20 protein-coding genes are annotated in these 25,876 nt (G+C 52.7%); 5 read left to right on the top strand and 15 right to left on the bottom strand.

The genetic code is table 11. The annotated features are described in order from the left end of the window. Positions 1–11: 11 nt before the first annotated feature. The 4 genes from P40081_RS12880 to P40081_RS12865 all read right to left on the bottom strand — a co-directional run bounded on the left by P40081_RS12880 (position 12) and on the right by P40081_RS12865 (position 5,363). Positions 12–1,544 (bottom strand): response regulator transcription factor, encoded by a 1,533-nt coding sequence (locus tag P40081_RS12880; RefSeq protein WP_042135913.1) that lies wholly within the window; start codon positions 1,542–1,544, stop codon positions 12–14. 130 nt (positions 1,545–1,674) lie between these two features. Beyond that, positions 1,675–2,586 (bottom strand): carbohydrate ABC transporter permease, encoded by a 912-nt coding sequence (locus P40081_RS12875; RefSeq protein ID WP_042135910.1) that lies wholly within the window; start codon positions 2,584–2,586, stop codon positions 1,675–1,677. Positions 2,587–2,600: 14 nt separating this feature from the next. Beyond that, positions 2,601–3,587 (bottom strand): ABC transporter permease, encoded by a 987-nt coding sequence (locus tag P40081_RS12870; protein WP_052421801.1) that lies wholly within the window; start codon positions 3,585–3,587, stop codon positions 2,601–2,603. 93 nt (positions 3,588–3,680) lie between these two features. Next, the gene (locus P40081_RS12865; RefSeq protein WP_042135908.1) at positions 3,681–5,363 is read right to left on the bottom strand and encodes a type 2 periplasmic-binding domain-containing protein; all 1,683 of its coding nucleotides are present in this window, start codon (positions 5,361–5,363) and stop codon (positions 3,681–3,683) included. Positions 5,364–5,685: 322 nt separating this feature from the next. Here P40081_RS12865 and P40081_RS38435 point away from each other — a divergent pair, with 322 nt between their 5' ends. After that, positions 5,686–6,504 (top strand): hypothetical protein, encoded by an 819-nt coding sequence (locus tag P40081_RS38435; RefSeq protein WP_156118599.1) that lies wholly within the window; start codon positions 5,686–5,688, stop codon positions 6,502–6,504. An 88-nt stretch (positions 6,505–6,592) separates the two neighbouring features. Here the strand turns inward: P40081_RS38435 and P40081_RS38430 are convergent, their stop codons facing one another. The 5 genes from P40081_RS38430 to P40081_RS12840 all read right to left on the bottom strand — a co-directional run bounded on the left by P40081_RS38430 (position 6,593) and on the right by P40081_RS12840 (position 12,000). Further along, entirely contained in the window at positions 6,593–6,754 is a 162-nt protein-coding gene (locus P40081_RS38430; RefSeq protein WP_156118598.1) for a hypothetical protein, read from the bottom strand. Between the two features lie 32 nt (positions 6,755–6,786). Next, positions 6,787–9,033, bottom strand: a complete 2,247-nt coding sequence (locus P40081_RS12855; RefSeq protein WP_042135904.1) for a glycoside hydrolase family 95 protein — start codon at positions 9,031–9,033, stop codon at positions 6,787–6,789. 21 nt (positions 9,034–9,054) lie between these two features. Continuing rightward, positions 9,055–10,074, bottom strand: coding sequence for a zinc-binding alcohol dehydrogenase family protein (locus P40081_RS12850; RefSeq protein WP_042135902.1), 1,020 nt, complete (start codon positions 10,072–10,074; stop codon positions 9,055–9,057). Beyond that, the gene (locus P40081_RS12845) at positions 10,074–11,033 is read right to left on the bottom strand and encodes an aldo/keto reductase (RefSeq protein WP_042135900.1); all 960 of its coding nucleotides are present in this window, start codon (positions 11,031–11,033) and stop codon (positions 10,074–10,076) included. The genes P40081_RS12850 and P40081_RS12845 overlap by 1 nt, the downstream gene beginning before the upstream one ends. A gap of 127 nt (positions 11,034–11,160) precedes the next feature. Next, on the bottom strand, positions 11,161–12,000 hold the full coding sequence (locus tag P40081_RS12840) for an amidohydrolase family protein (RefSeq protein ID WP_042135898.1): 840 nt from the start codon (positions 11,998–12,000) through the stop codon (positions 11,161–11,163). A 131-nt stretch (positions 12,001–12,131) separates the two neighbouring features. Between P40081_RS12840 and P40081_RS12835 the strand changes: the two genes are divergently transcribed. Beyond that, on the top strand, positions 12,132–13,001 hold the full coding sequence (locus P40081_RS12835; protein WP_042135896.1) for an AraC family transcriptional regulator: 870 nt from the start codon (positions 12,132–12,134) through the stop codon (positions 12,999–13,001). A gap of 11 nt (positions 13,002–13,012) precedes the next feature. On the opposite strand, the gene P40081_RS12830 is transcribed toward P40081_RS12835, so the two are convergent. After that, a complete protein-coding gene (locus P40081_RS12830; protein WP_042135894.1) occupies positions 13,013–15,457 on the bottom strand; it encodes a glycoside hydrolase family 31 protein in 2,445 nt (814 codons plus the stop codon). Between the two features lie 100 nt (positions 15,458–15,557). Here P40081_RS12830 and P40081_RS36360 point away from each other — a divergent pair, with 100 nt between their 5' ends. Next, complete coding sequence (locus P40081_RS36360) at positions 15,558–16,451, top strand: helix-turn-helix transcriptional regulator (RefSeq protein WP_052421800.1); 894 nt, start codon at positions 15,558–15,560, stop codon at positions 16,449–16,451. Positions 16,452–16,590: 139 nt separating this feature from the next. On the opposite strand, the gene P40081_RS12820 is transcribed toward P40081_RS36360, so the two are convergent. Beyond that, positions 16,591–18,018, bottom strand: coding sequence for a family 43 glycosylhydrolase (locus P40081_RS12820; RefSeq protein WP_042135892.1), 1,428 nt, complete (start codon positions 18,016–18,018; stop codon positions 16,591–16,593). Between the two features lie 260 nt (positions 18,019–18,278). Here P40081_RS12820 and P40081_RS12815 point away from each other — a divergent pair, with 260 nt between their 5' ends. Together P40081_RS12815 and P40081_RS12810 are read left to right on the top strand one after the other, a co-directional pair. Then, complete coding sequence (locus tag P40081_RS12815; RefSeq protein ID WP_042135891.1) at positions 18,279–19,424, top strand: family 8 glycosyl hydrolase; 1,146 nt, start codon at positions 18,279–18,281, stop codon at positions 19,422–19,424. Positions 19,425–19,503: 79 nt separating this feature from the next. Beyond that, complete coding sequence (locus P40081_RS12810) at positions 19,504–20,268, top strand: helix-turn-helix transcriptional regulator (RefSeq protein WP_042135889.1); 765 nt, start codon at positions 19,504–19,506, stop codon at positions 20,266–20,268. Positions 20,269–20,294: 26 nt separating this feature from the next. On the opposite strand, the gene P40081_RS12805 is transcribed toward P40081_RS12810, so the two are convergent. From P40081_RS12805 to P40081_RS12790, 4 genes are all read right to left on the bottom strand, one after another. Continuing rightward, positions 20,295–21,818, bottom strand: coding sequence for a carboxylesterase/lipase family protein (locus P40081_RS12805; protein ID WP_042135886.1), 1,524 nt, complete (start codon positions 21,816–21,818; stop codon positions 20,295–20,297). Positions 21,819–22,080: 262 nt separating this feature from the next. Next, on the bottom strand, positions 22,081–22,716 hold the full coding sequence (locus P40081_RS12800) for a hypothetical protein (RefSeq protein WP_042135884.1): 636 nt from the start codon (positions 22,714–22,716) through the stop codon (positions 22,081–22,083). A 259-nt stretch (positions 22,717–22,975) separates the two neighbouring features. After that, positions 22,976–24,469, bottom strand: coding sequence for a WG repeat-containing protein (locus P40081_RS36355; protein ID WP_052421799.1), 1,494 nt, complete (start codon positions 24,467–24,469; stop codon positions 22,976–22,978). Positions 24,470–24,575: 106 nt separating this feature from the next. Beyond that, positions 24,576–25,874 carry an adenylosuccinate synthase gene (locus tag P40081_RS12790; RefSeq protein WP_042135883.1) on the bottom strand — a complete coding sequence of 433 codons (1,299 nt, stop codon included), beginning with the start codon at positions 25,872–25,874 and terminating at the stop codon, positions 24,576–24,578. Positions 25,875–25,876 lie beyond the last annotated feature (2 nt).

Here is a 25,876-nt window from a genome sequence, read left to right as displayed (position 1 = left end):
CTCCCCTTGATTTAGCTCTTCTTGTATACGGTAGGCGTAACGCCGTTGAGCGCCTTGAACTTGGCAGCGAACACATCAGCGTCCGCATAGCCCACCCGGCTTGAGATATCGGAAATACCCATATCGGTCCGGCGCAGCAGCTTCTTGGCTTCTTCAATGCGGTATTCATGGAGATAGTCGTTAAAAGAGCTGCCGTAATGCTTCCTGAACCGTTGTCCCAGGTAAGCGGAATTCACATGCAGAACTTTCGCAATATCCTGCAGCTTCAGCTTCTCCTGATAATGCCTGCGGACATACTCCGTCACGGCAGACACTATCTGGTCCTCCCGCCTGCCGTCCGCAGCAGCTGCGAACCATTCTGCAGCCTCGCACAGCTCCTCCTCCGTCTGCCTCTCCAGCAGAGGCAGGCAGCTGGCCGTATACCGGGACGGAAACCATTTTTTCACCCACTGCGCATAGTCTCCCCCTCTGGCGGTAATTTCACGTAGCAGCTCAGCTTTGATATTGGCCAGAAAAGCGTCGATCCATGAGCTTGAAGCCACCTCCGCCGAGAATATCTTGAACACATCGCGGAGTTGCCCGCTCAGGTGCTCAAGCTTCCCTTCAGTGACGGATTGCAGCAGCGATCTTCTCAGCTCTGCCGGAAGCATCGCCATCTGAGTCTTATCCTGCTTCTCGAAGAAGCCGGCCGCTCCGCCCTCCGCGGCATCCGGCCTGCACAGCTCAGCAGCCAGCGCATCCTGATAAGCCGAATTCAGAGCTTCCGGTCCGTGATGCTGAAGGCTTGCCGTGAAACAGACCGGAGTGCTGTACAAGGGACGTATTTCATCCATCCAGCTTGTGAGCATGGCCGGGTCAAGCTCCGGTCCTTCCTGCGGGGACACCAGCAAATATCCATGCTTCCCGCTTCCTGCAGTGAACGGATAGACGCTCAGGCTGCGCAGCGGCTCCTTGCCGCCCATGGCAGAGACCTGCTCACGCAGCTGAAGACTGTCAGGCGCTGTTCCATGGACCAGTATACAGCATATCCGCGAGGCGGGGGTGATCCCAAGGCTCTTCATCCCCTTCTGCCGCTCCTCTTCCGTGTTCTCCCGCATCAGGAGCCGGGATACCGTATCCGCCTGCATCAGAGCCGAAAGAGCCTCGCGCCGTGAGGACACCTTGCGCTCCTTATGGATTTGGTCGGTTACGATCTGCAGCGCCTCTGTCAGCTCCTTCTCATCCAGAGGTTTGGTCAAATAGTTGGATACCCCGTACTTAAGCGCCCGCTTGGCATACTCAAAGTCGGCGTAGCCGCTGAAGATAATAAACTTGGGCCGGAAATCGGTTTTGGAAGCTCTTTTTATTAGTTCAAGACCGTCAATTACCGGCATGCGCACATCAGTTATAACCAGATCAGGACGGGTGCTGTGAATCAGCTCCAGCGCGTCCTCCCCGTCCAGAGCCTCACCGCATACTTCAAAGTTTAATTTCTCCCAGTCTACCAGGAATCGCAGCCCTTCCAGCATAAGCGGCTCATCGTCGGCAAACAGTACCTTAAGCATTGGATCACCCTCTTTATTTAAGTATTTTGAGTTCTGCAAGGCTCACCAGTATTGAACAGGAGAAACCGCTTCGGCTTCACCCGAAACGGTTATATTATCCATATTTTTCTTATATCATTCTAAATGACAATTATTCTTTCACACTTCCCAGGTTCAACCCTACCACGAAATACTTCTGCAAGAAAGGGTAGACGAACAAAATCGGGACAGCCGTAACGATCGTGATCGCGGAACGGATGGAAGCCGGTGTAACCAGGGCCTGCACCTGATTATTCTGGCCTCCCGCAAGCATGGAAGGATCATTGTTCGTGCTCATCGTGGAACCCAGCAGCTTCATCATTTCATATTGCAGTGTGCTTAGCTTAAGATCCGAGGAAGCATAGAGGAAGGTATCGAACCAGGCATTCCATGAACCTACCGCAATGAACAAAGCAACCGTTGCCAGTACAGGAGTACACAGCGGGAAGATGATTTTCCAGAAAATCCGGAAATCCCCCGCCCCGTCGATCTTCGCCGATTCGGTTAGACTGAACGGAAGACCGCGGATATAGGTCCGCATAATGATCAGGTTGAATGCGCTGACCAGACTCGGAAGGATATAGACCATGAAGCTATGCAGCAGGCCCATATTCTTGATCAGGAAGTAGTTCGGAATCAGTCCGGCATTGAAATACATGGTCAGGATGAACAGCAGGCCGATTTTTTTGCGGAAAATATATTGTGGCTGCGCCAGTGCATAAGCCAGCATAGTGGTGAGAAAAACACCGAGCAGCGTTGAGATGACCGTGCGGGATACCGAGATAAATGCGGCATGGTAGATCGTCCCTGAAACAAAGACCGCCTTGTAATTCTCCAGCGTCCACGAACGGGGCCAGAGATAGATTCCACCGGCCAGCGTGTCACTGCCGTCGTTGAACGAAACAGCCATCGTGTGGAGGAATGGATACAGGGTTACAGCAACCACAAAGAGCATGAACAGCGTGTTCAGTGTATGAAACACAACCGGCTCTATGCGGCTTGATCCTTTTGCTACAGCTTTCATAAGGGCTTCCTCCTTTAGATTAACCGCTCTTCGCCGAGACGTTTGGCAGTATAGTTGGCCATGAAGACGAGAACAACACTGACGATGGTCTTGAAGATCCCTGCTGCCGTAGCCAGAGAATAGTTCCCCATAGAGATCCCGTACTTAATGACGAAGATGTCGATGGTCTGCGAATAGTCTATAGTAAGACCGTTGCCGAGCAGGTACTGAAGTTCAAAGCCGGCATCCAGAATATGTCCAATATTCATAATCAGCAGAATCACAAAGGTTGCTTTAATTCCCGGAAGAGTGACAAAACGCATTTTTTGCAGACGCGTAGCGCCGTCGATGGATGCTGCCTCATACAGGGAAGGGTCAATGGAGGTAATCGCGGCCAGATAGATAATCGTGCCCCAGCCTACTTCTTTCCACACGTTGGAAGCCCCGACAATGCCCCAGAAATACTTGCCCTCACTGAGCCACATAATCGGATCTTTGATCAGGTGAAGCTTCATTAGAATGACATTGACAATCCCGTCATCAATCGACAGGGAGGTAGCGACAATACCCGCTGCGATAACCCAGGACAGAAAGTGCGGCAAATATGAAATTGACTGGACGATACGTTTGAAGAACTTGAGTCTAATCTCATTCAGCAGCAAAGCCAGGCCGATGGCCGTCACCGTACCGAGTACAAGATTGATGAAGCTCATGGCAACCGTGTTGCGCAGCACCAGCATGAAGGTCTCATCGGAGAATAAGAATTTGAACTGCTGGAAGCCTACCCACTCCTGCTGGCCGAAGGACAGCGCCGGGCGGTAATTCTGAAAGGCCATAATCCAGCCCCAAACGGGTACATAGTTAAAAATAATTAGATAGATGGCAATCGGCACAGACATGAAAATAAGCTGTTTCTGTATCTTTAGCGTCTTCCAGCTGAGGCTCACACCGATTTCCGGATCGACTTTGCTTCTACGGGTCTTCTGTTTCTTGACCTGTTTGTCCAGTACGGCATCAGACATGTAGTATTCCCTCCTGTGTAATCGTTCTCTCCACTCCTATTTAGGAAGAGCGGGAAAGTTCATTTCCCGCTCCGTTTCAACCCTTAGTGCCGCTTACTTGACGCTCCATTTTTCGATACGCTGCTGGATACCTTCATTAATCCGGTCTTCGTAGGCCTTGATGTCCAGCTTGTGGATTTTGTCCACATAATCCTGCCATACATCTTCGAACTCATCCGGACTGGCCATAATGGCTTTGGGCAGGAATTTAACCTGAAGGTCATTCAGCTTGGATTGTGCAAGCTGAGCTGGCGAGCCATCCTTAAGCACGATGGAGTAAGCCGGGAAGTAGATATGGTTCTCTTTGGGTTCCTTGAAGAATTCAGACCAGGATTTCTTGTTGTACGCCTTCAGAATCTTCTGGTCATACGGCTTCAGGCTGTCGAAGAATTCCTGTGGCTGCGTACCCGGATCTGCTGCATTTCCATCGCTGTACGTACCTTGAATCTTAGGCATATAACCGTGCATGCCTGTGATTTTGTTAGCTACCTGCCAGCTTGTCTTGTCAGCGTTTGCCCGTTGTTCCGGTGTCCGGTAGAACGAACCGTCCGCATTCACTTCATAATCCTCGCCCTTGACTCCCCATTGGATCGTCTTCTGCCATTCCTCAGTGATCATCTGATCCCAGAATTTGATAATGCGCTCAGGGTCCTTGGCATTGATCGAAATGCCGAAGCCGCGGTTGGTGCCGACTGCTCCGCGGTCACGGTACCATTCCTCAGCACCCGGATAGAGCAGAGGGAAGCCGATGTACGTATCTTCGATTTTGCCCTGGGAGATCAGGGAAGTCTCGCCGTCCTGGAAGTTCCAGTGCTGGTCAAACATACCGACGACCTTGCCACTTGCGATTTTGGCCAGATACTGGTCATAGTTCTGCACGAACGCTTCCTTATCCATCAGCCCTTGAGCGTTAATCTCATTAAGCTTCTTGTAGTAGTCCTTGGACATATCCTTGTCGGCAAAAATCTGCGCTACATTGTTGTCTACAACAACCGCTCCGTCATTCGGATGTCCTGACAGATGCTCAGGCGCATTCTGCAGCGGGAAGACACGCCAGTCGAAGTTGAGCGATTCGAACCCGATGACATCCGGGTGTTTTTCTTTATATTTGGCAATGATATCGAAATATTCATCAAGGGTCTTAGGCGTTGGATAGCCCATTTCCTCCAGTACCTTCTTTTGCAGCCAGAAGCCGGGTCCCTGGTAAGTCGGTTCAGTAATTTTACCTTGATATACGCCATAGCTTGGCAGTACATAGATGTGACCGTCACTCTCATCCTTGATCTGATTCCACACATCGGCATAATGCTTCTTCAGGTTGGGCGCGTACTTCTCAATCAGATCCTCCAGCGGAATGTAAGCTTTGGCATTGATCAGCTTGTCGTCCCCTGACATGATGTCCGGATAGTCACCTCCGGCAATCATGACACCCAGCTTCTGCTGCAGGTCGCCGACCAGGAATTCCATATTGAAGCTGACCCCGGTTTTTTCTTTCATCAGTTTGAGAATTTTGTTGTCAGGCGTAGGCTGCTGCCCGGGACCACTCATAAATACCGAGAATGTTACCGGAGCATTATCGTCTCCGGCTGCTGCCGGACTGGCGTTTCCTCCAGTGGCGTTATCTTTGCTTCCGGTGTTGCTGCTGTTGTTGCCAGAACCACAGCCTGTAAGTGCCAGTGTGAGTGCTAATACACCGGCTGCCGCGGCCTTGGCTGAACGTTTTGCCGTTTTGTGCATGTTGTTATGCCTCCCCTTTTTGGCTAATCGCTTATGCTTATAAATTCTCTTGTTGACATCTCTAATTATACGTTTTCAGAATGCGCTTACAATTCATAAACTATAGTACTTCCCCCCGAAAATTCGATAAAAAGAAAACGCTTGCTTGCTGCGCGGCAACTGATTTTCCGTTCTTTAGTACAGGAGCAGCCAGCGGTTGTTGAGCCGCTCCCGGCATTTCAAATGACTTAATGCACCCGCTGGCGATTACACGGCTGCAGCTATAAATGAAGAACAAGACAGATAGTTTACACCTTTCTCTTGCCTGCGCACATCGGACGGATTGAGGGGCACTTTTGCTCCTCATTTCTTCCTTGTCGCCGAATTTCGGCGGATTCAGGGGCACTTTGCTCCTCATTTCCTCTTGTCGCCGGCTTTCGGCGGATTCAGGGACACTTTTGCTCCTTATTTCTTCCTATCGCCGACTTTCGGCGGATTCAGGGGCACTTTTGCTCTTCATTTCCTCTTACCGCCCGCTTTCGTTCCTGAACATCGCCGACTTTCGGCGGAATTAGTGGGATTTATCCCTTTCATTTCCGCGTATCGCCCACTTTCGGCGGAATTAGAGGGATTTATCCCTTTGATTCCCGTGCATCGCCCACTTTCGGCGGAATTAGTGGGATTTATCCCTTTCATTCCCGCACATCGCCCACTTTCGGCGGAATTAGAGGGATTTATCCCTTTGATTCCCGTGCATCGCCCACTTTCGGCGGAATTAGTGGGATTTATCCCTTTCATTTCCGCACATTGCCCACTTTCGGCGGAATTAGAGGGATTTATCCCTTTGATTCCCGTGCATCGCCCACTTTCGGCGGAATTAGAGGGATTTATCCCTTTGATTCCCGTGCATCGCCCACTTTCGGCGGAATTAGTGGGAATTATCCCTTTCATTTCCGCGCATCGCCCACTTTCGGCGGAATTAGAGGGATTTATCCCTTTCATTTCCGCGTACAGCCAACTTTCGGCGGAATTAGTGGGATTTATCCCCTTCATTTCCGCGTATCGCCTACTTCGGGCGGGTCTATTTTATACGCAGAATTTCCTGCATAATCACAGAAAAGGATTGGCGCAAATGCGCCAATCCCAGCACAATCTTCTATAATCATCCATTCTGACCGTATCCTGTTTCCGTAGTCTTCTATAATCATCCACTCTGCCAGCTTCCTGTTTCCGCAGTCTTCTATAATCAGCTACTCTGCCAGCTTCCTGTTTCCGCAGTCTTCTATAATCATCCACTCTGCCAGCTTCCTGTTTCCGTAGTCTTCTATAATCATCCGCTCTGCCAGCTTCCTGTTTACGCAATTTTCTATAATCATCAACTCTGCCAGCATCCAGTTTACGCAATCTTCCATAAACTTCTATCCTGGCAGCTTCCGGCTCACGCTTACCGGGTAAACGTATAAGAGCCTCCCGCTTCCCCTATGAAGAAAACGGAATCCAGGCCCGGGCCTTCGATCCGGCAAGGACCGGATACGGTACATGATACCACCGCTTCCGTAACGAGTCCATCGGCCCACGAGAAGTCGAGGGTATAGCCGCCTCTTGCCCGCAGCCCCTTCACACTGCCCTCGCTCCAGCTTGCAGGCAGCGCGGGCAGCAGTCTGATGCTATCCGTGTGACTCTGCAGCAGCATCTCGGCAATTCCCGCGGTGCCTCCGAAATTCCCGTCAATCTGGAACGGCGGATGGTTGTCGAACAGGTTAGGCAGGGTCGAATGCTCCAGCAATGCCCGTACATTCGTGTAGGCTTTGCTCTCGTCCTGTAGTCTGGCCCAGAAGTTAATGATCCAGGCCCGGCTCCAGCCGGTATGTCCGCCGCCGCTTGCGAGTCTGCGCTCCAGCGTAGTCCGGGCTGCTGCAGCCAGCTCCGGCGTATGCTCCACCGTGAATGCGTCCCCGGGGTACAAAGCAAACAGATGGGAGATATGGCGGTGTCCCGGCTCCACCTCTTCGTAATCCTCCATCCACTCCTGAATCTGGCCGTATTTCCCGATTTGCGGTCCAGGCAGCCGGTCCAGCGCAGAGCGCAGTTCTTCGCGGAATGCCTCGTCCCGGCCGATAATCTCGGCACTGCGGACGACGGCCTTGAACAAAGCTTCAATGATCTGGAAGTCCATGGAGGCTCCGGCGCACAGCACGCCCGATTCTCCGCCAGGCAGCTGATACGTATTCTCCGGCGAGACAGACGGGCAGGTAATCAGCCGGCCAGCCTCATCCTCTATCAGGTAATCCAGCAGGAACTGCGCAGCTTCCTTCATGGTATCGTACGCCTGCGCCAGATAATAACGGTCCTGGCTGAACTGGTAATGCTCCCACAGATGCAGGCATAGCCAGGCCGCACCCAGCGGCCAAAAGGACGCCGGGAGATAGGTATCCTGCGGAGCTGTATCTGCCCAGATGTCCGTATTGTGATGCGCCGTAAAGCCTCCGCAATCGTACATCACCCTAGCCGTCACCCGTCCCGGCTCCCGCATCCGTTCAATCAAATCGAACAGTGGCTCATGGCATTCCGCAAGATTACAGATTTCAGCAGGCCAGTAATTCATTTGCGCGTTGATATTGATGGTGAATTTGCTGTCCCAGGCCGGGGTGAAGCTGTCATTCCAGATTCCTTGCAGATTCGCAGGCAGGGAACCTGGACGGCTGGAGGAGATCAGCAAATAACGGCCATACTGGAAATAGGTTGTGATCAGCCAGTGATCCTCCTCCCCCTGCTGAAACCGCTTCAGCCGTTCGCCGGTCGGCAGCCCGTGTAGCTGCGGGTTCTCAGGGAGCGTCAGCGCAACCCGCCCGTACAAGCTGCGGTAATCCGCAATATGACGGGCCAGCAGCTCTTCATAGGGAACCCGGCTCAGTTCTTCAAGCTGCATCTTGGCATGCAGCGCCGGATCGGGATGACGGAATGTGGTTCCTGCGGCAAGCAGCAGCGTAACCGAGTTTGCCCCCTCCACAAGCAAATATTCTCCGATATTGCGGCAGGTGCCGTCTTCCGTAACTGCCTTCAATACGGCAGCGAAGGAGCTGCCTCCGCGCCCTCCGCATTCTCCGCCCATCACCAGTCCGCTGTTCTGCCACTTCTCCGTCTTCTCCAGCATTCTCCAGTTCTGGCGGTTGAACCTGGCCTTCAGGGAGATTGCGTTCTTCCGGTCGGAGGTCAACCGAACCACTATGGCCTGATCCGGGAAGCTCGCAAACAGCTCACGGGTATACCGGACCCCGCCGGTTGAATAGCTCACCCGGGATACGCCGCGCTCCAAATCAAGCTCCCGTCTATAATCCGCAGCCGGCTGCTCATGCCCGCTGAACGACAGCAGCAGCTCGCCCAGCGGCAGATAATGGCGCTGCGCTTCCGGCAGTCCCGTCATCGTCATCGCGGCGAGTTCCTCCGCCTCCTTCAGCTTCCCCTCAAGGATCAGCTTGCGGAGCTTGGGCAGATGAGGCAGCGCGTCTTCGTTGTTGCGGTCACGCGGACCTCCGTACCATACGGAATCCTCATTGAGCTGCAGCTTCTCCTCGGCTGCCCTGCCGAAGATCATCGCTCCGAGCCGCCCGTTGCCGATCGGCAGCGCCTCATTCCATTCCTGCGCCGGTTCACTGTACCATAACCGCTGGCTCTGTTCCTTGCTAGTCATCGCTATTCCGCTCCTTCGTATTTAATCGAGCTCTACCAGTGCCTTAATTACCTTAGACTCCGGATTCAGCCAGCTCTCGAACTGGCCGGTCATATCTTCGAATGAGCAGCGGTGGGAAATATAGCTGTCCACCTCAATATAACCGTCAGTAATGGCCCGAATCACCTGTTCAAAATCCTCCCGGGTCGCATTTCTGCTCCCCTGCACGGTCATTTCCCGCGCATGGAAATCCGGATCACTAAAGGTTATATCTCCTTTGACCAAGCCGACATAAGTCAACGTTCCTCCATGCCCAACCAGGCCAAAAGCACCCTCCATCGAGGAGATATTGCCGGTGGAATCAATGACATATGGCAGGAAGTTGCCTTGTGTCAGCCCGGATAGCTGCTCCTTCGGTTCGCGCAAGGCGCTCACTGTATGCTCCGCCTGCGCCCAGCCCTTGCAGAATTCCAGGCGTTCATCGTTGACATCCATCGCAATCACCTGCGCACCGGCATATCTGGCCATCGCCATCACACCCAGTCCGATAGGTCCGGCTCCGATAACCAGCACTTGATCACCTGATCCCAGACCCGAACGCCGCACGGCATGCGCCCCGATAGCCAGGGGCTCCAGCATGGCCGCCTGATCCAGCGTCAGTCCGTCTGTCTTCAATAGATTGCCTACAGGCAAGCTCACCCGCTCACGCATTCCGCCGTCCAAATGAACGCCGAACACTCTCATTTTCTGACAGCAGTTCGTTGTGCCGCTCAGACAGGCCCGGCACTCTCCGCAATGCAGATAAGGAATCACACTTACCTGATCACCGGCCCGCAGCCCTTGCGGATTGTCGCCAATGCGCTCAACCGTCCCGGACAGCTCATGCCCAAGCACACGCGGATAAGTGAAATAAGGCTGATTGCCCCGGTAGGCGTGCAGGTCTGTGCCGCAGATTCCGATCCGCCGGATGCTTACAATGGCTTCTCCGTCCTGAAGCTCCGGTTCGGGCAGATCTTCCCGGTATACGAGCTTCCCGATCTCCTCACAAATAATTCCCTTCATTATAATAAATCTCCGTTCCGGCCTTGCATCACGTTCCACTCCGGCTGGCCGCTCGGCCAGGTTGCCCCGTCGATAGGCTTCAGAATGCCCCGTACCTCTGCCAGTAATTGTTCATCCATCGGCTCATCCGTCCATTTAATATTGTTGCGGATATTCTCCGGTGTCGCGGTGCTTACGAGCGTTGTCGGAATCTGTTCATTCGCTGTAGAGAACTGGACCGCCAGCTTGGCGATGTCCTCTCCGTTGTCCCGGCAATATTCAGCGGCGCGCTGACACGCGGCCTGGATCTCTGCACTCGCCGGATGCCAGTCTGGCACTTTACGGTTGCTGAGCAGGCCCATGGAGATAGGCGAGGCATTAATTAGTCCCGTGCCGCGGCTCTCCAGCAGCGGAAGGAGCTGAAGCAGCGCGGTGTCATTCAGCGAATAGTGGCAGTAGGATAGGATTACATCCAGAGCGGTCCGCGACAACACGGTCTCGAAGATAGGAAGGGGCAGGCCGGTCACGCCGGAATAACGGATTTTACCGGATTGCTTCAACTCCTCAAGCGCTGGAATTCCCTCTTCCATTACCTGTTCCAGAGAGCCGAATTCAATATCATGCAGCAGCAAAATATCCAAATAGTCCGTCCCCAGACGGCCCATACTCTCTTCGGCGCTGCGGATAATCCGCTCTCTGGAGAAATCAAACTCATCCTGGCCGTAACGTCCGGCTTTCGTACTCAGGATGTAGCGGTCCCGCGGTACAGTCTGCAGCGATTCTCCCAGAACAGTCTCCGCTTTCGTCAGGCCGTAATAGGGAGAGACGTCGATGAGGTTGATCCCCATATCAAGCGCCGTATGAACCGTGCGGATTCCTTCTTCCTTGGGAACATCCCGGAATACGCTTCCCAGCGACGATGCCCCGTAGCTTAATACGGAGACTTCCAGCCCTGTATTCCCCAGCTTTCTGTATTTCATAGCGTTCTACCTCCTGTAGTTTGATATTGCACTTAAGATTTGAACTTGTAGCATCATCGTCACTGCGGTGAACATTTGGACTTCCGGCCGCTTCTGTGCTTTTTGTTTATTTCTTTAGTGCTTCTTACTATAGTGAATTCAACTTGTAAAATCTCACAGCATTCGCTCCAAAGACCGGCTCCATCTCTTCCGGTGACAGCCGCTCCTGCAGTGCCGTGCGCAAGATCTGAAGCACCTCATCATAGGTTGCCGCCATCAGACACACGGGCCAATCGCTGCCGAACATCACCCGCTCCGGTCCGAACAGCTCCAGCACCGCATGGATATAAGCCGTGAAATCCTCCTGTGTCCAGCCCTCTGGACCGGCTTCCGTTACCATCCCGGACAGCTTGCAGCAGATACCGGGGTGCTTCGCAATCTCCGCCATCCGGCTTCGCCATGGTTCTAATTGGCCCGCTGCAATCGGGGGCTTGGCCAAATGGTCGATGACCCCTCTTAGACCCGGAACCCGATCCAGCAGCCCTATGAGCTGCGGAAGCTGATCTGCCAGAACCAGCAGGTCCACGGGGACATCCTCGTCCGCAAGAAATGTGAGCGCTTCTATATATGGACGGGTCAAAAGCAGGCCGGGGTCCTCCATCTCCTGGATCATCACGCGTAGACCGGTGAACTTCCGGTGCCTGCAAAGCTGCTGATACTGTTCCTTGAAGGAAGGACTCGTAAGGTCCAGCCAGCCAATCACACCGGCTATGGAATCCGCCTGCTCGCTGAGTCCCAGAATGTATTCCGTCTCCTCCACGGTCGGCGCAGCCTGTACCACAATCGAGTGGCTAATCCCGTGCTTGTGCAAATGCGGTTCAAGGTCAGCGGGCAGATAATCCCGGAACAGCACCGGAATATCCGGTGTAATCCATCCGTAATCGTCCCTGTCTATCTTCCAGTAATGCTGATGAGCATCAATATACATCTCAGCACCTCCATTCCACCTTATTTTAAACATCCGATAAAGGAATAAAAATAGCTTAAACAAACAAATTTATACCTTATTTTGATATGATAAGGATAAGAATTCATAGCCTTAGCTAAGGAGGCCGCGTCATGGAACCGATCCGCAAGCATTTCGACAATGAATTGCCGTTCTCTCTGCTTCTGGACTACAAGGAGACCAAAAGCCCGCAGCGCGAGCTGCCCGACCATCAGCACGACTGGTACGAATTCATATACGTATACGGCGGCAAAGGCACCTTTTTCATCGATCAGACCTTTTATGAAATGCGCCAGGGGGATGTTATCGTCGTTCCCGGAAACACGGTGCACCGGGGATTCCCCGACAAGGAGGAGCCGGTGACCTCTTCTGCCGTATTTTTCAGCCCGGGTCTTGTTCTTAACCATACCTACAGCGAATCTTATGCTTATCTGAAGCTGTTTGACGCGGCCAAGAAGAATAAGCAATACAAGTACACCCTATCTCCTGAACACGCCGGAATCTTACAAAACGATATCGATGTCATCCACGGCGAACGGGAGCAGAGCCGTCCGGACGGCGGACAAGCCCTGACGCTGCTGCTCCATCTCACGCTGCTTCACTTGAACCGCTACTGCCTCCCGCAGGCTGCCGAGCCGGTAACCTCAAGCGCCTTGCTGCCGGACTGGTTCCGTGAGGCACTCAGCTATATCAACGACCACCTGGATCAGCCGCTGGAGCTGTCCGCATTGGCGGGGCGGGCGGCGATCTCTCCGGCCCATTTCAGCCGGGTCTTCAAGCAGCGTCTGGGGATGAATGTGACGGATTACATCGCGACCAAACGGATTTTTGCCGCCAAGGACTGCCTGCTGCAATCAAGCTATACCATCGAGCAGATCGCTATGGCCTGCGGCTTCGAGAGCATGCCCCATTTCTACCGTACATTCAAAAAGATCACGAAAGTGACGCCGGCCGCCTACCGGAGAAACAGCAGAACGCATTGAGGGCTTCAAAGTCAAAGGTTCAGGTCTGCTTCCCGGACGGTTACAGCTTCACCCTCATAATTTACAATACAGCTTCCGGCCTGTCCGGCGATCTCTACAGTAAATTGTCTGACCGCCTGCATACCGGCATAATCTCCTGCCCGCTTCCCAATCGTCAAGCTACGGGCCGCTTCGCTCCAGGTCATCAAGATCATGGAATAGGAGCCGTGCTCATAATTGTAGTTATCCCCTTCATCTTCATACAGGGTGAAGGAGACATCCTTGCCGCCGTATACCTTGAGGCTAATCACAGCATCCGGCTGTTCATCCGTATATTGAATCTCCGGGCCAAGCGGAACAATCGAGCCGGCGCGGACGAAGAGCGGAAGTGTCTCCAGACCGGCCTTGGCTTCAATCATCTGACCGCCCTCTATCCGTTCATCGCTCCAGTAATCGTACCATTCCCCGGCAGGCAGATAGACACTGCGCAGCTTGCGGACTCCCTCAAGCTCAAGGGAACCGGGACCGTAATACATTGCCTCCGTTACGGGAGCTGCCATGAAGGCCGGACCGAACATGAACTGGTCGCTGATCGAATGGACCTGCACATCTTCCCGGTAGTCGAAGGCAAGCGCACGGAACAGGGTATAGCTGCGGTGTGCGACGGCTCCGGCCAGTGAGTAGATGTATGGCATCAGCCTATAACGGAGCTTCAGATATTTCACAAGCGTATCGTACATAGGCTCTCCCTCTTCTCCGAACTGCCACACCTCTCTTGGCGTATCCGTCCCATGGGAACGGAACATTGGCAGGAAGGCCCCTAGCTGGAACCAGCGGATGTACAGCTCACGGTATCCGAGATCGGCAACCCCTTCGTCATAATCCCCGTTCGAGAACCACTGCTCCTTCTGCTTCTTCACGAAAAAAGCGCCGATATCCAGTGTCCAATACGGAGAACCTGTCAGGCAGAAGTTAAGGCCGTCAGCAATCTGCTTCCTCAGTGTCTCCCAATTGGCCGCGATATCCCCTGACCATGTAACCGTGCCGTACCGGTGCTGCCCCGCAAAGGCGGAGCGTGTCAGATTAACCACTCGTTTCTCTGAGGTTGCTGCACGCTGGCCTTCATAGATGCCTTTGGAATGCTGCATGGAATAGGCATTGATCAGCCCCGGATCGAGATAACGTTTGGATTCCGAGGTGTTGATCAGCAGGCGCTGCTCCGGTTCCGGCTTCACCGCACCCTTCCAGTCCGCCTCAAACGGCTCGGTGCAATCGCACCACCAGGCATCGACTCCGTGGGAGAACAGCCCGTCATTCGCCTGCTTCCAGTACAGTTCGCGCGCCTCCTCCCGGAATGCGTCATAAGTAGCCTGATTCCCGAGCAGGAAGCCGCTTTCCTTCATCTCCTCATGGTTGGCTCCGCCCGCGCCCATAATCGGCCAGATGGATACCATGAGCTTGGCATTCATGGCGTGCAGGCTGTTCATCATCTGCGAGGGATCAGGGAAACGTTCGGGATCGAAGGTCTTTTGCCCCCACAGATTCCCCGTCCAGGACTGCCAGTCAAGCACAATACAATCGAGGGGAAGCGACCGCTCACGGTACTCCTGCACGGTGGCAATGAGTTCTGCCTGGGAGATGTACCTTTCCTTGGACTGTACATAACCGAAGGACCACTTGGGAAGCATCGGCGCATCCCCTGTCAGGTAACGGATTCCCCCGGTAATCTGATCGAACTCCGGCCCGTAAATGAAATAATAATCCATTTCTTCATCGGCATCACTCCAGAGATAGGAGCCAAAGGCATCATCATGAAAGGTCATGTACGACCCCGAATCTACCAGAATCCCGTATCCGCGCGTAGATACAAGCACCGGAACAACCGCTTTCATATTCTGCTGATACAAGTATTGCTGCCGGCCCCGGAGGTTCATCATTCCTTCCTCATGGGAGCCAAGTCCATACAGGGCTTCACCTTCCTGCCATTCAAATTCCAGCTTCGTATGAAAAGCCTCTCTGTCCAGCCTGCGGTTGATCCCTTCGGCGCGTGCGCGCAAACCATCGGCTCCCTGGCCGGTCTCAACCGTATCTGCCGAAGCATCGAAGACCGTATGATAGACCTCTGTCCGCTCCAGGGTTTTGCCGCCTCTGGACGGCTCCCGTGTCAGCAGCCTGCCATCCGCATCCCAATAACTGAACGCGCAGGTTAACTTGTCCACCTTAATCTTAAGAAGCACTGTCGAAATTTCCAGATGGCCGGAGTGTTCCTCAACCGTCCACTCTACACTCTCCGCCTCCGGGCGGCTCACTACCATAAGACTCTCTTTCCCGCTTAGCTCCGCATTCAGGGTATACCGGATTCTGGCAATGCCTGGCGTATACATGGCGATATGCATAATCCCCTCTGTAGTCTCCAGCCTTACGCCATCTGTACCGGAGTGTGTAGCGATCAGATTCACAATAGTTCCACCCTTCATTATGACTTCCTTTGATTATAATGATATTATTATTAATATCCGTTATCTAGCATATATTTGTGCTTTATAAGCACAATATTGCGATTCGCAGGAGGTAATCATGTACGAACACCGTTACCGTGAGAACAAGCTGCATGGTCAGCCTGAATTCCCGCTTCATATCTACAGGGTAGAGCATCAGGCCCGCGTTCATTCGATTCTACCCGTGCATTGGCATAATGAGATGGAGATCATTTATCTGGCGGAAGGCCGGGCTACCTTCCAAGTCGAGAGCCGGGAATTCACCATTCAGGCAGGCGATGCCCTGATCGTTCACCCGGGGGAACTTCATTCCGGCATGGACACCGTCTCAGGCGGCACCTGTTATTACTCCATCGTGTTCAAATGCTCCTGGCTCTCTTCACCGTATCCGGACCGGGTGCAGTCGTTGTTCCTGGACCCTCTATTGCAGGGGACAACCCGGCTGCCCGCCTTGTTATCTGCTGCAGATGATACTCATACTCCATTGCTCTATCTGATAAAAGAGCTGCTGAACCGCTATGAGCATCAGTCTGCGGCGTATGAACTGAGCTTGAAGGCTCTCCTGCTGCTGTTCATTGCAGACAGTCATCAATACAGGCTCACCGGACAGAATCCGGATCCGGAACCCCGCCACAGGCGCGAATACAACCGGCAAATCAGGGAAGTGCTGAGCTATATGGAGCAGCATTCCCGTGACAGGCTGGAGCTGGATCAGCTTGCCTCCGTTGTATCGCTTAGCCGCTCGCATTTCTGCAAGTTTTTCAAAGCCCAGACCGGCATGCGCCCAATGGAGTATTTGAACTATATCCGCATCAGCCAGGCGGCCAGTCTGCTCCGCAGCGGATCATACAACGTGCTGGAGGCTGCACTGGAGTCAGGCTATCAGCATGTCAGCTACTTCTCGAAGTGGTTCAGGCATTATATGAACATGACGCCTTCAGACTACAAGGCCCGTTATTCTTCCGGGGTGTAGCGGTAGTGCGCTTAGCCTAGCTACCTTCATAGCGGCTCGCTCCCTGCTTCCTGCTCACAGCTTGCAGCAACAAAAAGCAGCACCCGGGAACTTCCAAGTGCTGCTTGTGCATCAAGCCATATTCAGCATATTCTCCGGGTTATTTCAGCGTAAACGAAGCAAGCTGGGCGCCGCCGTTGCCGGTGTACGTGAAATACAGCGCCTGAACGCCGTCCGGAATCGCCACTTCCGCAGTGTATTCTTTCCAGACATTCGTGAACCCTACCGGGATACGTCCGAGTGCCGGGCCGTCCCAGGCCGCTTTCACCTCGAACTCGCCGTGGCAATAACCGCGCACCTTAATGGAGACCCGGGTAACCCCTTCACACTTGAAATATTTAAATCCGGCGGTAGCAGAATCGGTCATATTGGCAATATAGCCGGTCTCTTCATCGCCATCCCTGCCGTCCTGGGTAATCTTCGGGAACCGGCTGTCCATCCAGGCACCAATCGGGCCGAAGCCTCCGGTGTACATCTCCTGATCCTTGCAGAACAAATGGCAGGCCAGATAGGCCGGATATTCGCCGCTTCCTTGGAGCGGGCCTCCGTTCGGACCGCAGGAGGTCATCTCCACCTGGGGGATCGTGCCGTCTGCGCGGAATTCAATCCGCTCAATGCAGCCCTGGCGGGAGAATGCTGTCCCGTTGGTATGGCGGTGGTAGAAGATATACCATTCTCCATTAACCTCTACGATACTGCCGTGGTTATTGCCGCCATAATACATCGGCTGGTCCGCAGGCTTATACGTATCAATATGCAGGTCGCAATTGCTTACAATGACTCCCTGATAGACGAAATCCCGGGTCGGATGCTTACTGGTCGCATAACACAGCTCATGCATCGAGATCGAAGAATAGATCAGGTAGTAGATATCCCCTCTTTTGCGGATAGACGGGGCCTCGAAGAACTCATAGCCTTCAAATCCTGTCCCCCCGCTGTAAGGCTGACTCGGCGCTACGAACACAGGCTCCTCAATAATCGTAAGCATATCGGGACCCAGCACGGTAGCCATGGCGCCGTGTCTGGACTTGTCCCCGTATCCGCAGAAGCCGGTGTACAGGTAGGTGGTGTCTCCTTCGGTCAATACCCCCGGATCAAACTGCGGCTCGTCGCCTTCCCGTTCGCCCAGACGCGTACCGTCACCGTAGGTTACATAGCCGTAGAATTCATATTTGCCGCCCGGCTTGCCGCAGACAGCCACCGATACGACAGGAACCTTGTCCAGTACATAGTAGAGATAATACCGTCCGTCCGGCCCCTTCGTCACATCCGGTGCATAGAGGCACATGCTGCCTTCCGGGTTCAGCGGGTCATCCGTAGTCCGGTAGATCACACCTTCATACTGCCAATCGGCCAGATTGTCCTCAGGAGCAGACCAGCAGGCATAGTCGTTCAGACAGAAGGCGTGTCCGTTAAACCGGTCATGTGAGCCATACACATACACTCTGCCTTCAAATACATAAGGTTCAGCATCCGGAATATATTCACAGGATGGCAAATACGGATTGAATCCCTGTTGTTGCGTCATTTCTGTTGTCCCCCTAGTTGTTCGTTATATACATGGATATGTCGGGCTACGCCAGCACCGTCACCTGTATGTCCCTATCCCTTTCAGTATAGAGAAGCCGCTTTAGCGAAGTCCATGACATATAGACACCTAAGATTGATCTATCCTTAGATGATTGGACGCGGCCGGACTCACCTATAAATTTCAAGGAAAACGCTTTAATTTCTATACTTCCGGTTATGTTATACTTTGGGCAAAATGCTATCCATTGGAGGATTGTTATGAATTTTTTCACAGAAGGCTCCTTTTATACGGGAAAATACAGAAACCTGTTCCTTGAGAACGGTCTGGAGGCAGAGGCGATCTCCCAGAGGCTTGAAGATACCTGGAACGAGCTGTTCTACGGCGCTCCCGGGGTCCGAATCTACCATCCTATGGGTGACGATAAGGGATATATCGTAGATACCGGCAATACCGATGTGCGTACCGAAGGCATGTCCTACGGGATGATGATGGCGGTTCAAATGGATAAAAAGGAGGAATTCGACCGGCTCTGGAAGTTCGCCAAAGTCTATATGCAGCATACGGAAGGCCGTTACAAGGATTATTTTGCCTGGCACTGCAAGCTGGACGGCACGCGGCTGTCTCCCGGTCCGGCGCCGGACGGTGAAGAGTTCTTCGCCATGGCGCTGTTCTTTGCATCGGCGCGCTGGGGCGACGGCGCCGAGCCGTTCAACTATTCCGGGCAGGCCAGAATCATTCTCCGCGCCTGTGTACACAAAGGCGAAGACGGAGAAGGCGATCCCATGTGGGACCCTGCAACCCGGCTGATTAAGTTCATTCCCGAGACCCCATTCAGCGACCCTTCCTACCATTTACCGCATTTCTATGATTTATTCGCTCTGCAGGCAGATGAAGCGGACCGGGCATTCTGGAAGGATGCGGCAGCCCAAAGCAGAGCCTATCTGCACAAGGCCTGCCATCCCGAAACCGGCCTGTCGCCGGAATACGCCAATTATGACGGGACTCCGGCTGAACCCCAGCCGCACGGTGACTTCCGCCACTTCTTCAGCGATGCATACCGGGTCGCCGCCAACATCGGGCTGGACTATGAATGGTTCCGCTGTGACCCTTGGCAGGTGGAGCAGTCTAACCGGATTCAGGCGTTCTTCCGTGACACCAAGCCTGAGGATTACCGGCGTTATACCATTGACGGGCAGCCGTTTGACGAGCTTTCCCTGCATCCGGTCGGCCTGCTGGCTACACTGGGTATGGCCTCGCTTGCAGCCGATGGACCGGATGCCGGGCCTTTCGTCAAGCTGTTCTGGCATACGCCGCTTCGTACAGGGGAGCGCCGGTATTACGACAACTGCCTGTACTTCTTCACTATGCTGGCGCTGAGCGGAAACTACCGGATTTATAGATAGACAGGGAACCCGCTCCTGACAGGGGCGGGTTCTTGTATTTGCTATGCTAGTACGCCATGTCTGCCAGGAGGAGAACGCGATGGCCCTTATACACTATGTTGAGTGTAATACTTCACACGCCGGTAATTTTGTTATTGATGTTCCCGTAGGCTCTCATTGGCTGCTTGTTATTACCAAGACTCCAGCAGAGTTCTGGGTACATGGCGGACTTAAGCTCTATCCCGCTCACAATGTAATCCTCTATCGTCCACAGCAAAAAGTCTATTACCGGGCCAGCGCCGGTCAATTCGTCAATGACTGGATCCGCTTCGAATCCGATGAACCTTATATCACGGAATCTCCGCTTCCTTTTGGTGTGCCCTTTGCGTTAAGTGACCCTGACTACTGCCAAAAGCTGCTTGAGCTGATGGTCAGCGAACACAATTTCAACCGGAATTGCAAAGAATCCTCCATCGATTATCTGCTCCGGACCTTATTCAACAAACTGTGGGAATCCTATTTCCAGGATAATATTACACCTCAATATTACAAATTGCTGAAGCTGCGCACGGCTATTCAGAGCAACCCCGGGGATTACTGGACCGTTTCAAAAATGGCTGATTTTCTCCTCATTAGCCCGGGCTATCTTCAGAATATTTACAAAAAAACATTCGGAATCTCCTGCATGGATGATGTCATCAGCAGCCGGATCCGTATGGCGAAGGAATACCTCATTCACAATGCCCAGAGCATTGCCGATGTGGCTTCAAGGTGCGGATATCAGAATGTGGAACACTTCTGCCGGCAATTCAAGCAAATGACCGGGCATACACCGAGAAATTTCCAGAAGCAGGCTAAACGCTAGAATTGGAGCTCTTCAATCAAACCGGTTTATTCGCGGTTCCTGAAATATTGCTGAACAAGGAAATTCATCATGGCCTCCGGTTGTTGTCGGGAAAACTCCGCCTTGTCTGCAAACAGCATCCCGTACGGCGCGTCCGGGGTATACGGCTCCCACCGGGGTAATTCCGCTCCTGTGGAGTCTGGGCCGTTCGGGTCTCCGGAACGGATGAAATGGGCCCAATAATTGCACATCTGCCGGGCCAAATCATAATGCTTGCCGGTAAAAGGCCTCCAGCATTTGGCGAGCGTCTCGAAGAAGAACCAGAGATCCACAGAGTGGAAGGTGCCGGGATTATCCCAGCCCGGTATTTCAGCATCGAAATTATAATAGTAAAGCGGAGTTTCGCTGCCGGTGTCGGCATTGGCCCGCGCAGCAATGCGAATCGCATATTCTATTCCGCTAACCGAAGCTCTCTGTCTGGCTTCCTCTATTGGAACGGTCTGATCTCCGCAAAGCTCGAGGAATGTACCGGCATCCTCACCGAACATGTCTGCGGCCAGCTTCTTGAGCTCGTCGAATGTCCCGGCGTCCGGGGTACTAAAGAACTCCGAGGAGGTATGACCCAGCATTACCGGTACCTTCAAGCGCTTGTTCTGAAGAAACAATTCGAACGGGTTGCCTGTCTGGAATCTCTGGTCAGCAACCGTGCCCCAGAATCCCCCGTACTCTACGGCCTTGTCCCGAAGATAGACCGCATCCAGCTGCCGGGCTTCTGCAAGTGAGGATACGCCCAGGTAATTGAAGAACCGGGTACCGTCATGCTCAGCCTCATGCAGATCACTGCGGTGAGGAGGCAGCAGGGTTCCCGGATACAGCTTTGTGAAAATCCCGCTTTCTACAATCGCCCTCTGAAATAGACCTTCGTTCTGTGGTGAAGTGAGCTGGCTCATGACACTCCCGCCGCCGGCTGACTGTCCGCCGATGGTGATATTGTCCGGATCGCCTCCGAATGCCGCAATATTGCGCTTCACCCAGCGGGTCGCTGCCTGTTGATCGAGGTTGCCAAAGTTGGCGGGCGCCTCCGGCGCTTCCGCTGTTATTTCCGGATGGCAAAGAAATCCGAAGGCATTCAGGCGGTAGTTGATTGTCACTACCACTATGCCTCTGCGTGCAATACGTTCACCGTCAAATTCCATCTCAGCCGGATGGCCTACCTGCAGGCCTCCGCCAAAATACCATACGTATACGGGGAGCTTCTCGTCCGGAAGTTTAGCTGGTGTCCATACGTTCAGGTACAGACAATCCTCGCTCATTGCGATGTCCGGTTCTACGGCCCATTCGCGGGTATAGATGTTATTATCATCCAGCTCTTGCCTCACCTGCATGGAGACCGCTGCGAACTGGTAAGCATGCAGCACACCCTCCCAGTCTGCAGCCGGCTGCGGCGCCCGCCAGCGGTTGTCGCCTATTGGCGGAGCAGCGAAGGGTATCCCCTTGAAGCTTGTAATCCGGGGATCGGCTGCCGGCAGTCCCTGGACTGTCCCGTTTTCGACTTTTACTATTCTAAGCATGTTACCGGCTCCTTTGTGAAGATGAATTCGTTTTCATTAACTTATACTTGAAATTCTAATTTACCGCCCCATCTAAAACAATGATCTAAGCCAAATCATATTTGATGTATTCTAACATTCGAGTGAATCAGAGTTTATGGCTCCACAAAAAAATCCCCCAACGGGTAAGCCGGCGCGTAAGAACATCTTACAGATGTCTTCGTGCGTTTGGCTTCCGTGAGGAGATTTTGCTGAGGAAGTGGTTATTCCGGAAATCCGCCGCTTAAAAAGATATTCGATCTGCCAGCCGGGACAGCAGCGGCAGCCGTCTTCCCCGCAGCAGCGTGTAGACCGGAGCGATAATTAGAACGGCAAGAAGAATGTAAACCAGATAGTATCCGGCATAGAAAGTGATATAATTGATGCCCGGTATGAAATACAACAGCGGCAGTACGAATTTTATAAGGGTAAAAACAACAATGAGTGTAAGAATCACCTTCAAATGATCCTGCAAATATGTATTCGTGATGAAAAAATAAATAACACTGAGAATGACAAAGAAGTAGGACAACTTCAGATACGGACCCACCAGCATTGTATATTCATAACCGCCAGACTTGGAATAAATATTGTACAGAACTGGTACCGCCGCCAGAATATAGAGCATAATCATACCTAGCTTAGCGGTTACCACTGGGCCGGAATCATGGTTACTGCCGGAAGACAATTTGACGCTCTCCTGCTCCGCCTTCCCGGCCGGTTCTTCAGGTTCTGCCGGCGGCAGTTTAACCAGAAACAATACCGTCAGCACGCTGACAACCACTGTATAGATCAGATTGGTTGGCCGTAGAATCTGCGACGGGTGCAGGCATAGCTGGTACAGAATAGATATCAGCTCCACGGACAGAAACATCAGCACCAGACTATGCCTTCTCCCAAACCATATCACGCATACAACTGCAGCTATGGCTGCTACTATCGATATTAAGCCAGCCATACTACCGCTAGAACTTTGGTTGTTGTCGATATAAGCGATAAAGCTATAAAACCGGTTACTGAAAAGAGTGAACAGAAGCTGCAAACCAAATAATACATACACTATCGCATTGAGCTTACCCGGGCGAACTCCGCCTGTTTCCAAAGTCATCTTCCCTTTCAAATATAAGGATATACGACCTTTATTCTCTACTCCAGACGATTTCTCCTGCTTTATTGATCAGACATGCGGATTGTTCATTGTTGATATTTGTGAACCCTTTGCCTGCTCCGGCTTTGAAATCCCGTACCTCTGAGAAAGCAGGCTTTACGATCACATCACCTGCCACATTTTTGAAGCCATACCCGCCGTCCTTATAAGAAATCATGCCATCGCCATAACCATTAATTTGCTCCGCACCCGGAATGGCAATAATATTCCCATTAGCATCAACAAGCCGCTGCTTGTAATCGTGTTCGCCCCCGCTCAGCGTCAGCACAATATAACCGTCATGGAACTGCCCTACGAACCCATTACCAGTACTGAATTCAGGCTTCAGAATCAACTTTCCTTTGGTATCGAGGAGACCGCTTTTGCCGTTCAATGCCGCGGTAGCAACGCCTTCGGAGAACGAACTCGCAGAGTCATAGATTGGCTTGATTGCCCAATTCCCTTTAGTGTCGATAAAGCCGGTCCGGATGACGCTTTTACCGCCGCTTGTGGTACGTACAGTAACGAGCGCCAGACCATTCGAGAACGACTCGCTATTCTGCAGCCCGGATACGCCTGGTATAACTATTTTTCCACTGTGGTCGATGTACAAGGTTTTGCCTCCGGCTACCTTCGCGAGCCCATCCGAGAAATCATACACACGGCTGTAGATTGCCGGAATGACGATCTTGCCTGCACGGTTCATAAAGCCCATTTTCACTGAAAAGCCGCCGCTTCCCGTCTTGACCATATCCTTGAACCAGGCCAGCCCCTCATAGAACTGTCCCACTTGATAATGCGGCGTATCTAACACCAGTTCTCCTGCCCGGTTCATGAAACCAGCCGTATAGGCGGATGTCTTCACCGGAAGCAGTTCTTCATAACCAAAGTCATACACCGGAGTATTGGAAGTCCGTAGCTGCTCCTGCCCCTGATTATTAACAAATACCGTTTTGCCCTTATCCATGAAGTTGAACCAATACTGCTGCTCCAGCTGCTCCTGGGCATCGCCTGACACGGGACGAAGCTGAATCAGATTTGTCCCGGGAACTGTAGAGTGTCCTTGCCCGCCCATGGCTCCTGCCAGCGCCAGATCAATAAACCATGCACCGTTGTAGTTGCGGGGAATCTGCGCCATCAGCTGCGTTTTCGAACCGCCGTCATAATCGAGCAAAGCTGTTTTGGTGCCCAGCCGGACTACGGCTCTGTGCCCTTCCGCATTCTTAAGCACAATTTCCTTATTGCTTACGGACACAAAGGTATAGCCAAACCGCTCCGCTATCGGGCGCAGGGGCACCATAACCACTCCGTCAATCTCAATTGGCCCCTCCGGAAAAAATAAATGCTCGCCCTGGTCAAACACCTCCCAGCGGTCCGCATGGGCATATGCGCTGCCAAGCCCGAAGAAAGCGGCCAGCGCGAACAAACCCGCTGCCAAAACTGCCGCCAGCCGGTGATTCTGAATAAACGAACGATGTGAGTACATAGAATAAATCCCCCTGTGAAATGCTCCGAATGGATGATACTGGAATCTATTCTTTTAGACGCGAGTATTGTGAATTAGTTGCTGAACTGCAATACTCCGGATTAGCCTACCCTCTATGCACCTGTGACTGGCGGAGGATAACCTGCTCCCGGTTCGGGCCGACAGATACCGTCGTAATCCCCACTCCCAGTTCTGATTCTATATAATCGATATAATCTCTTGCGGCTTCCGGTAAGTCTTCCAGCTTTGTAATCTGCGATATATCGCATTTCCAGCCCGGAAACTGTTTATATACGGGTTTGGCCAGGCTTAACTTATCCTGGTAAGGGAATTCGTCTACGACTTCCCCCCCGATCTCGTATCCCACACATACCGGAATCTCATCTAAATAACCCAGGACATCCAGGTTTGTAAGAGCTACGCTGGTTGCTCCCTGGATTCTGCAGCCATATCGCGTCGCGACCGCATCAAACCAGCCTACTCTCCTAGGCCGTCCTGTTACCGCTCCGTACTCACCGGCATCTCCACCCCGGCTTCGAAGCTCATCGCCTTTGCTGTCTTCCATTTCCACAACGAATGGCCCTGCGCCGACGCAACTGGAATAAGCCTTTGTTACCGCTACGATCTTCTCAATCGAATACGGCGGAAGCCCGGCCCCTACTGAAGCATATCCGGCAAGTGTAGAGGATGAAGTCGTGAAAGGATATATCCCATGGTCAGGATCTCTAAGCGCCCCAAGCTGTCCTTCCAGCAGAATCCCTTCTCCATTCCGATAGGCATTATGCAACAACGCTGTTGTATCGCACAGGTAAGGAGCGATAGCCTCTGCCTGCTCGCTTAACTTGGCTAACCACTCCTCTACCTGAATCGTTGACTGTCCATAAAGATGCCGGAGCAGTATATTTTTACTCTCCAACAGATTTTCCAAACGTTCACGAAGATAAGCCTTGTTGAATAAGCCGGAGATTTGAATTCCAAGCTTTGCATATTTATCGGAATAGAACGGGGCAATCCCGCGTTTCGTCGAACCGAAGCTGCGGCCTCCTAACCGGTTCTCTTCGAGCTCGTCCAGCAACCGGTGCACTGGCAGTACAATTTGGGCTCTCTCCGATATTCGTAATTGAGGGGCCGGGACTCCTCTAACGGTTAATGATTCCAGTTCATGCAGCAGCACTTCGATATCCACAGCCACTCCGGGGCCGATAACATTCACCACATTGGAATAGAAAACCCCGGAAGGAAGCATCCGCAGCGCGAATTTCCCGAAAGGATTAATTATCGTATGTCCTGCATTGCTTCCGCCTTGATATCTCACCACATAAGATGAAGCAGCTGCCATCATGTCCGTCACCTTCCCCTTGCCCTCATCTCCCCAATTTGCACCCACGATTGCTGTTACTGTCATAT

The organism is Paenibacillus sp. FSL P4-0081, from assembly GCF_000758565.1.
In the GTDB taxonomy this organism is placed as follows: Bacteria; Bacillota; Bacilli; order Paenibacillales; family Paenibacillaceae; genus Paenibacillus_AQ; species Paenibacillus_AQ phytohabitans.
This window is presented reverse-complemented; position numbering and strand designations above follow the sequence as displayed.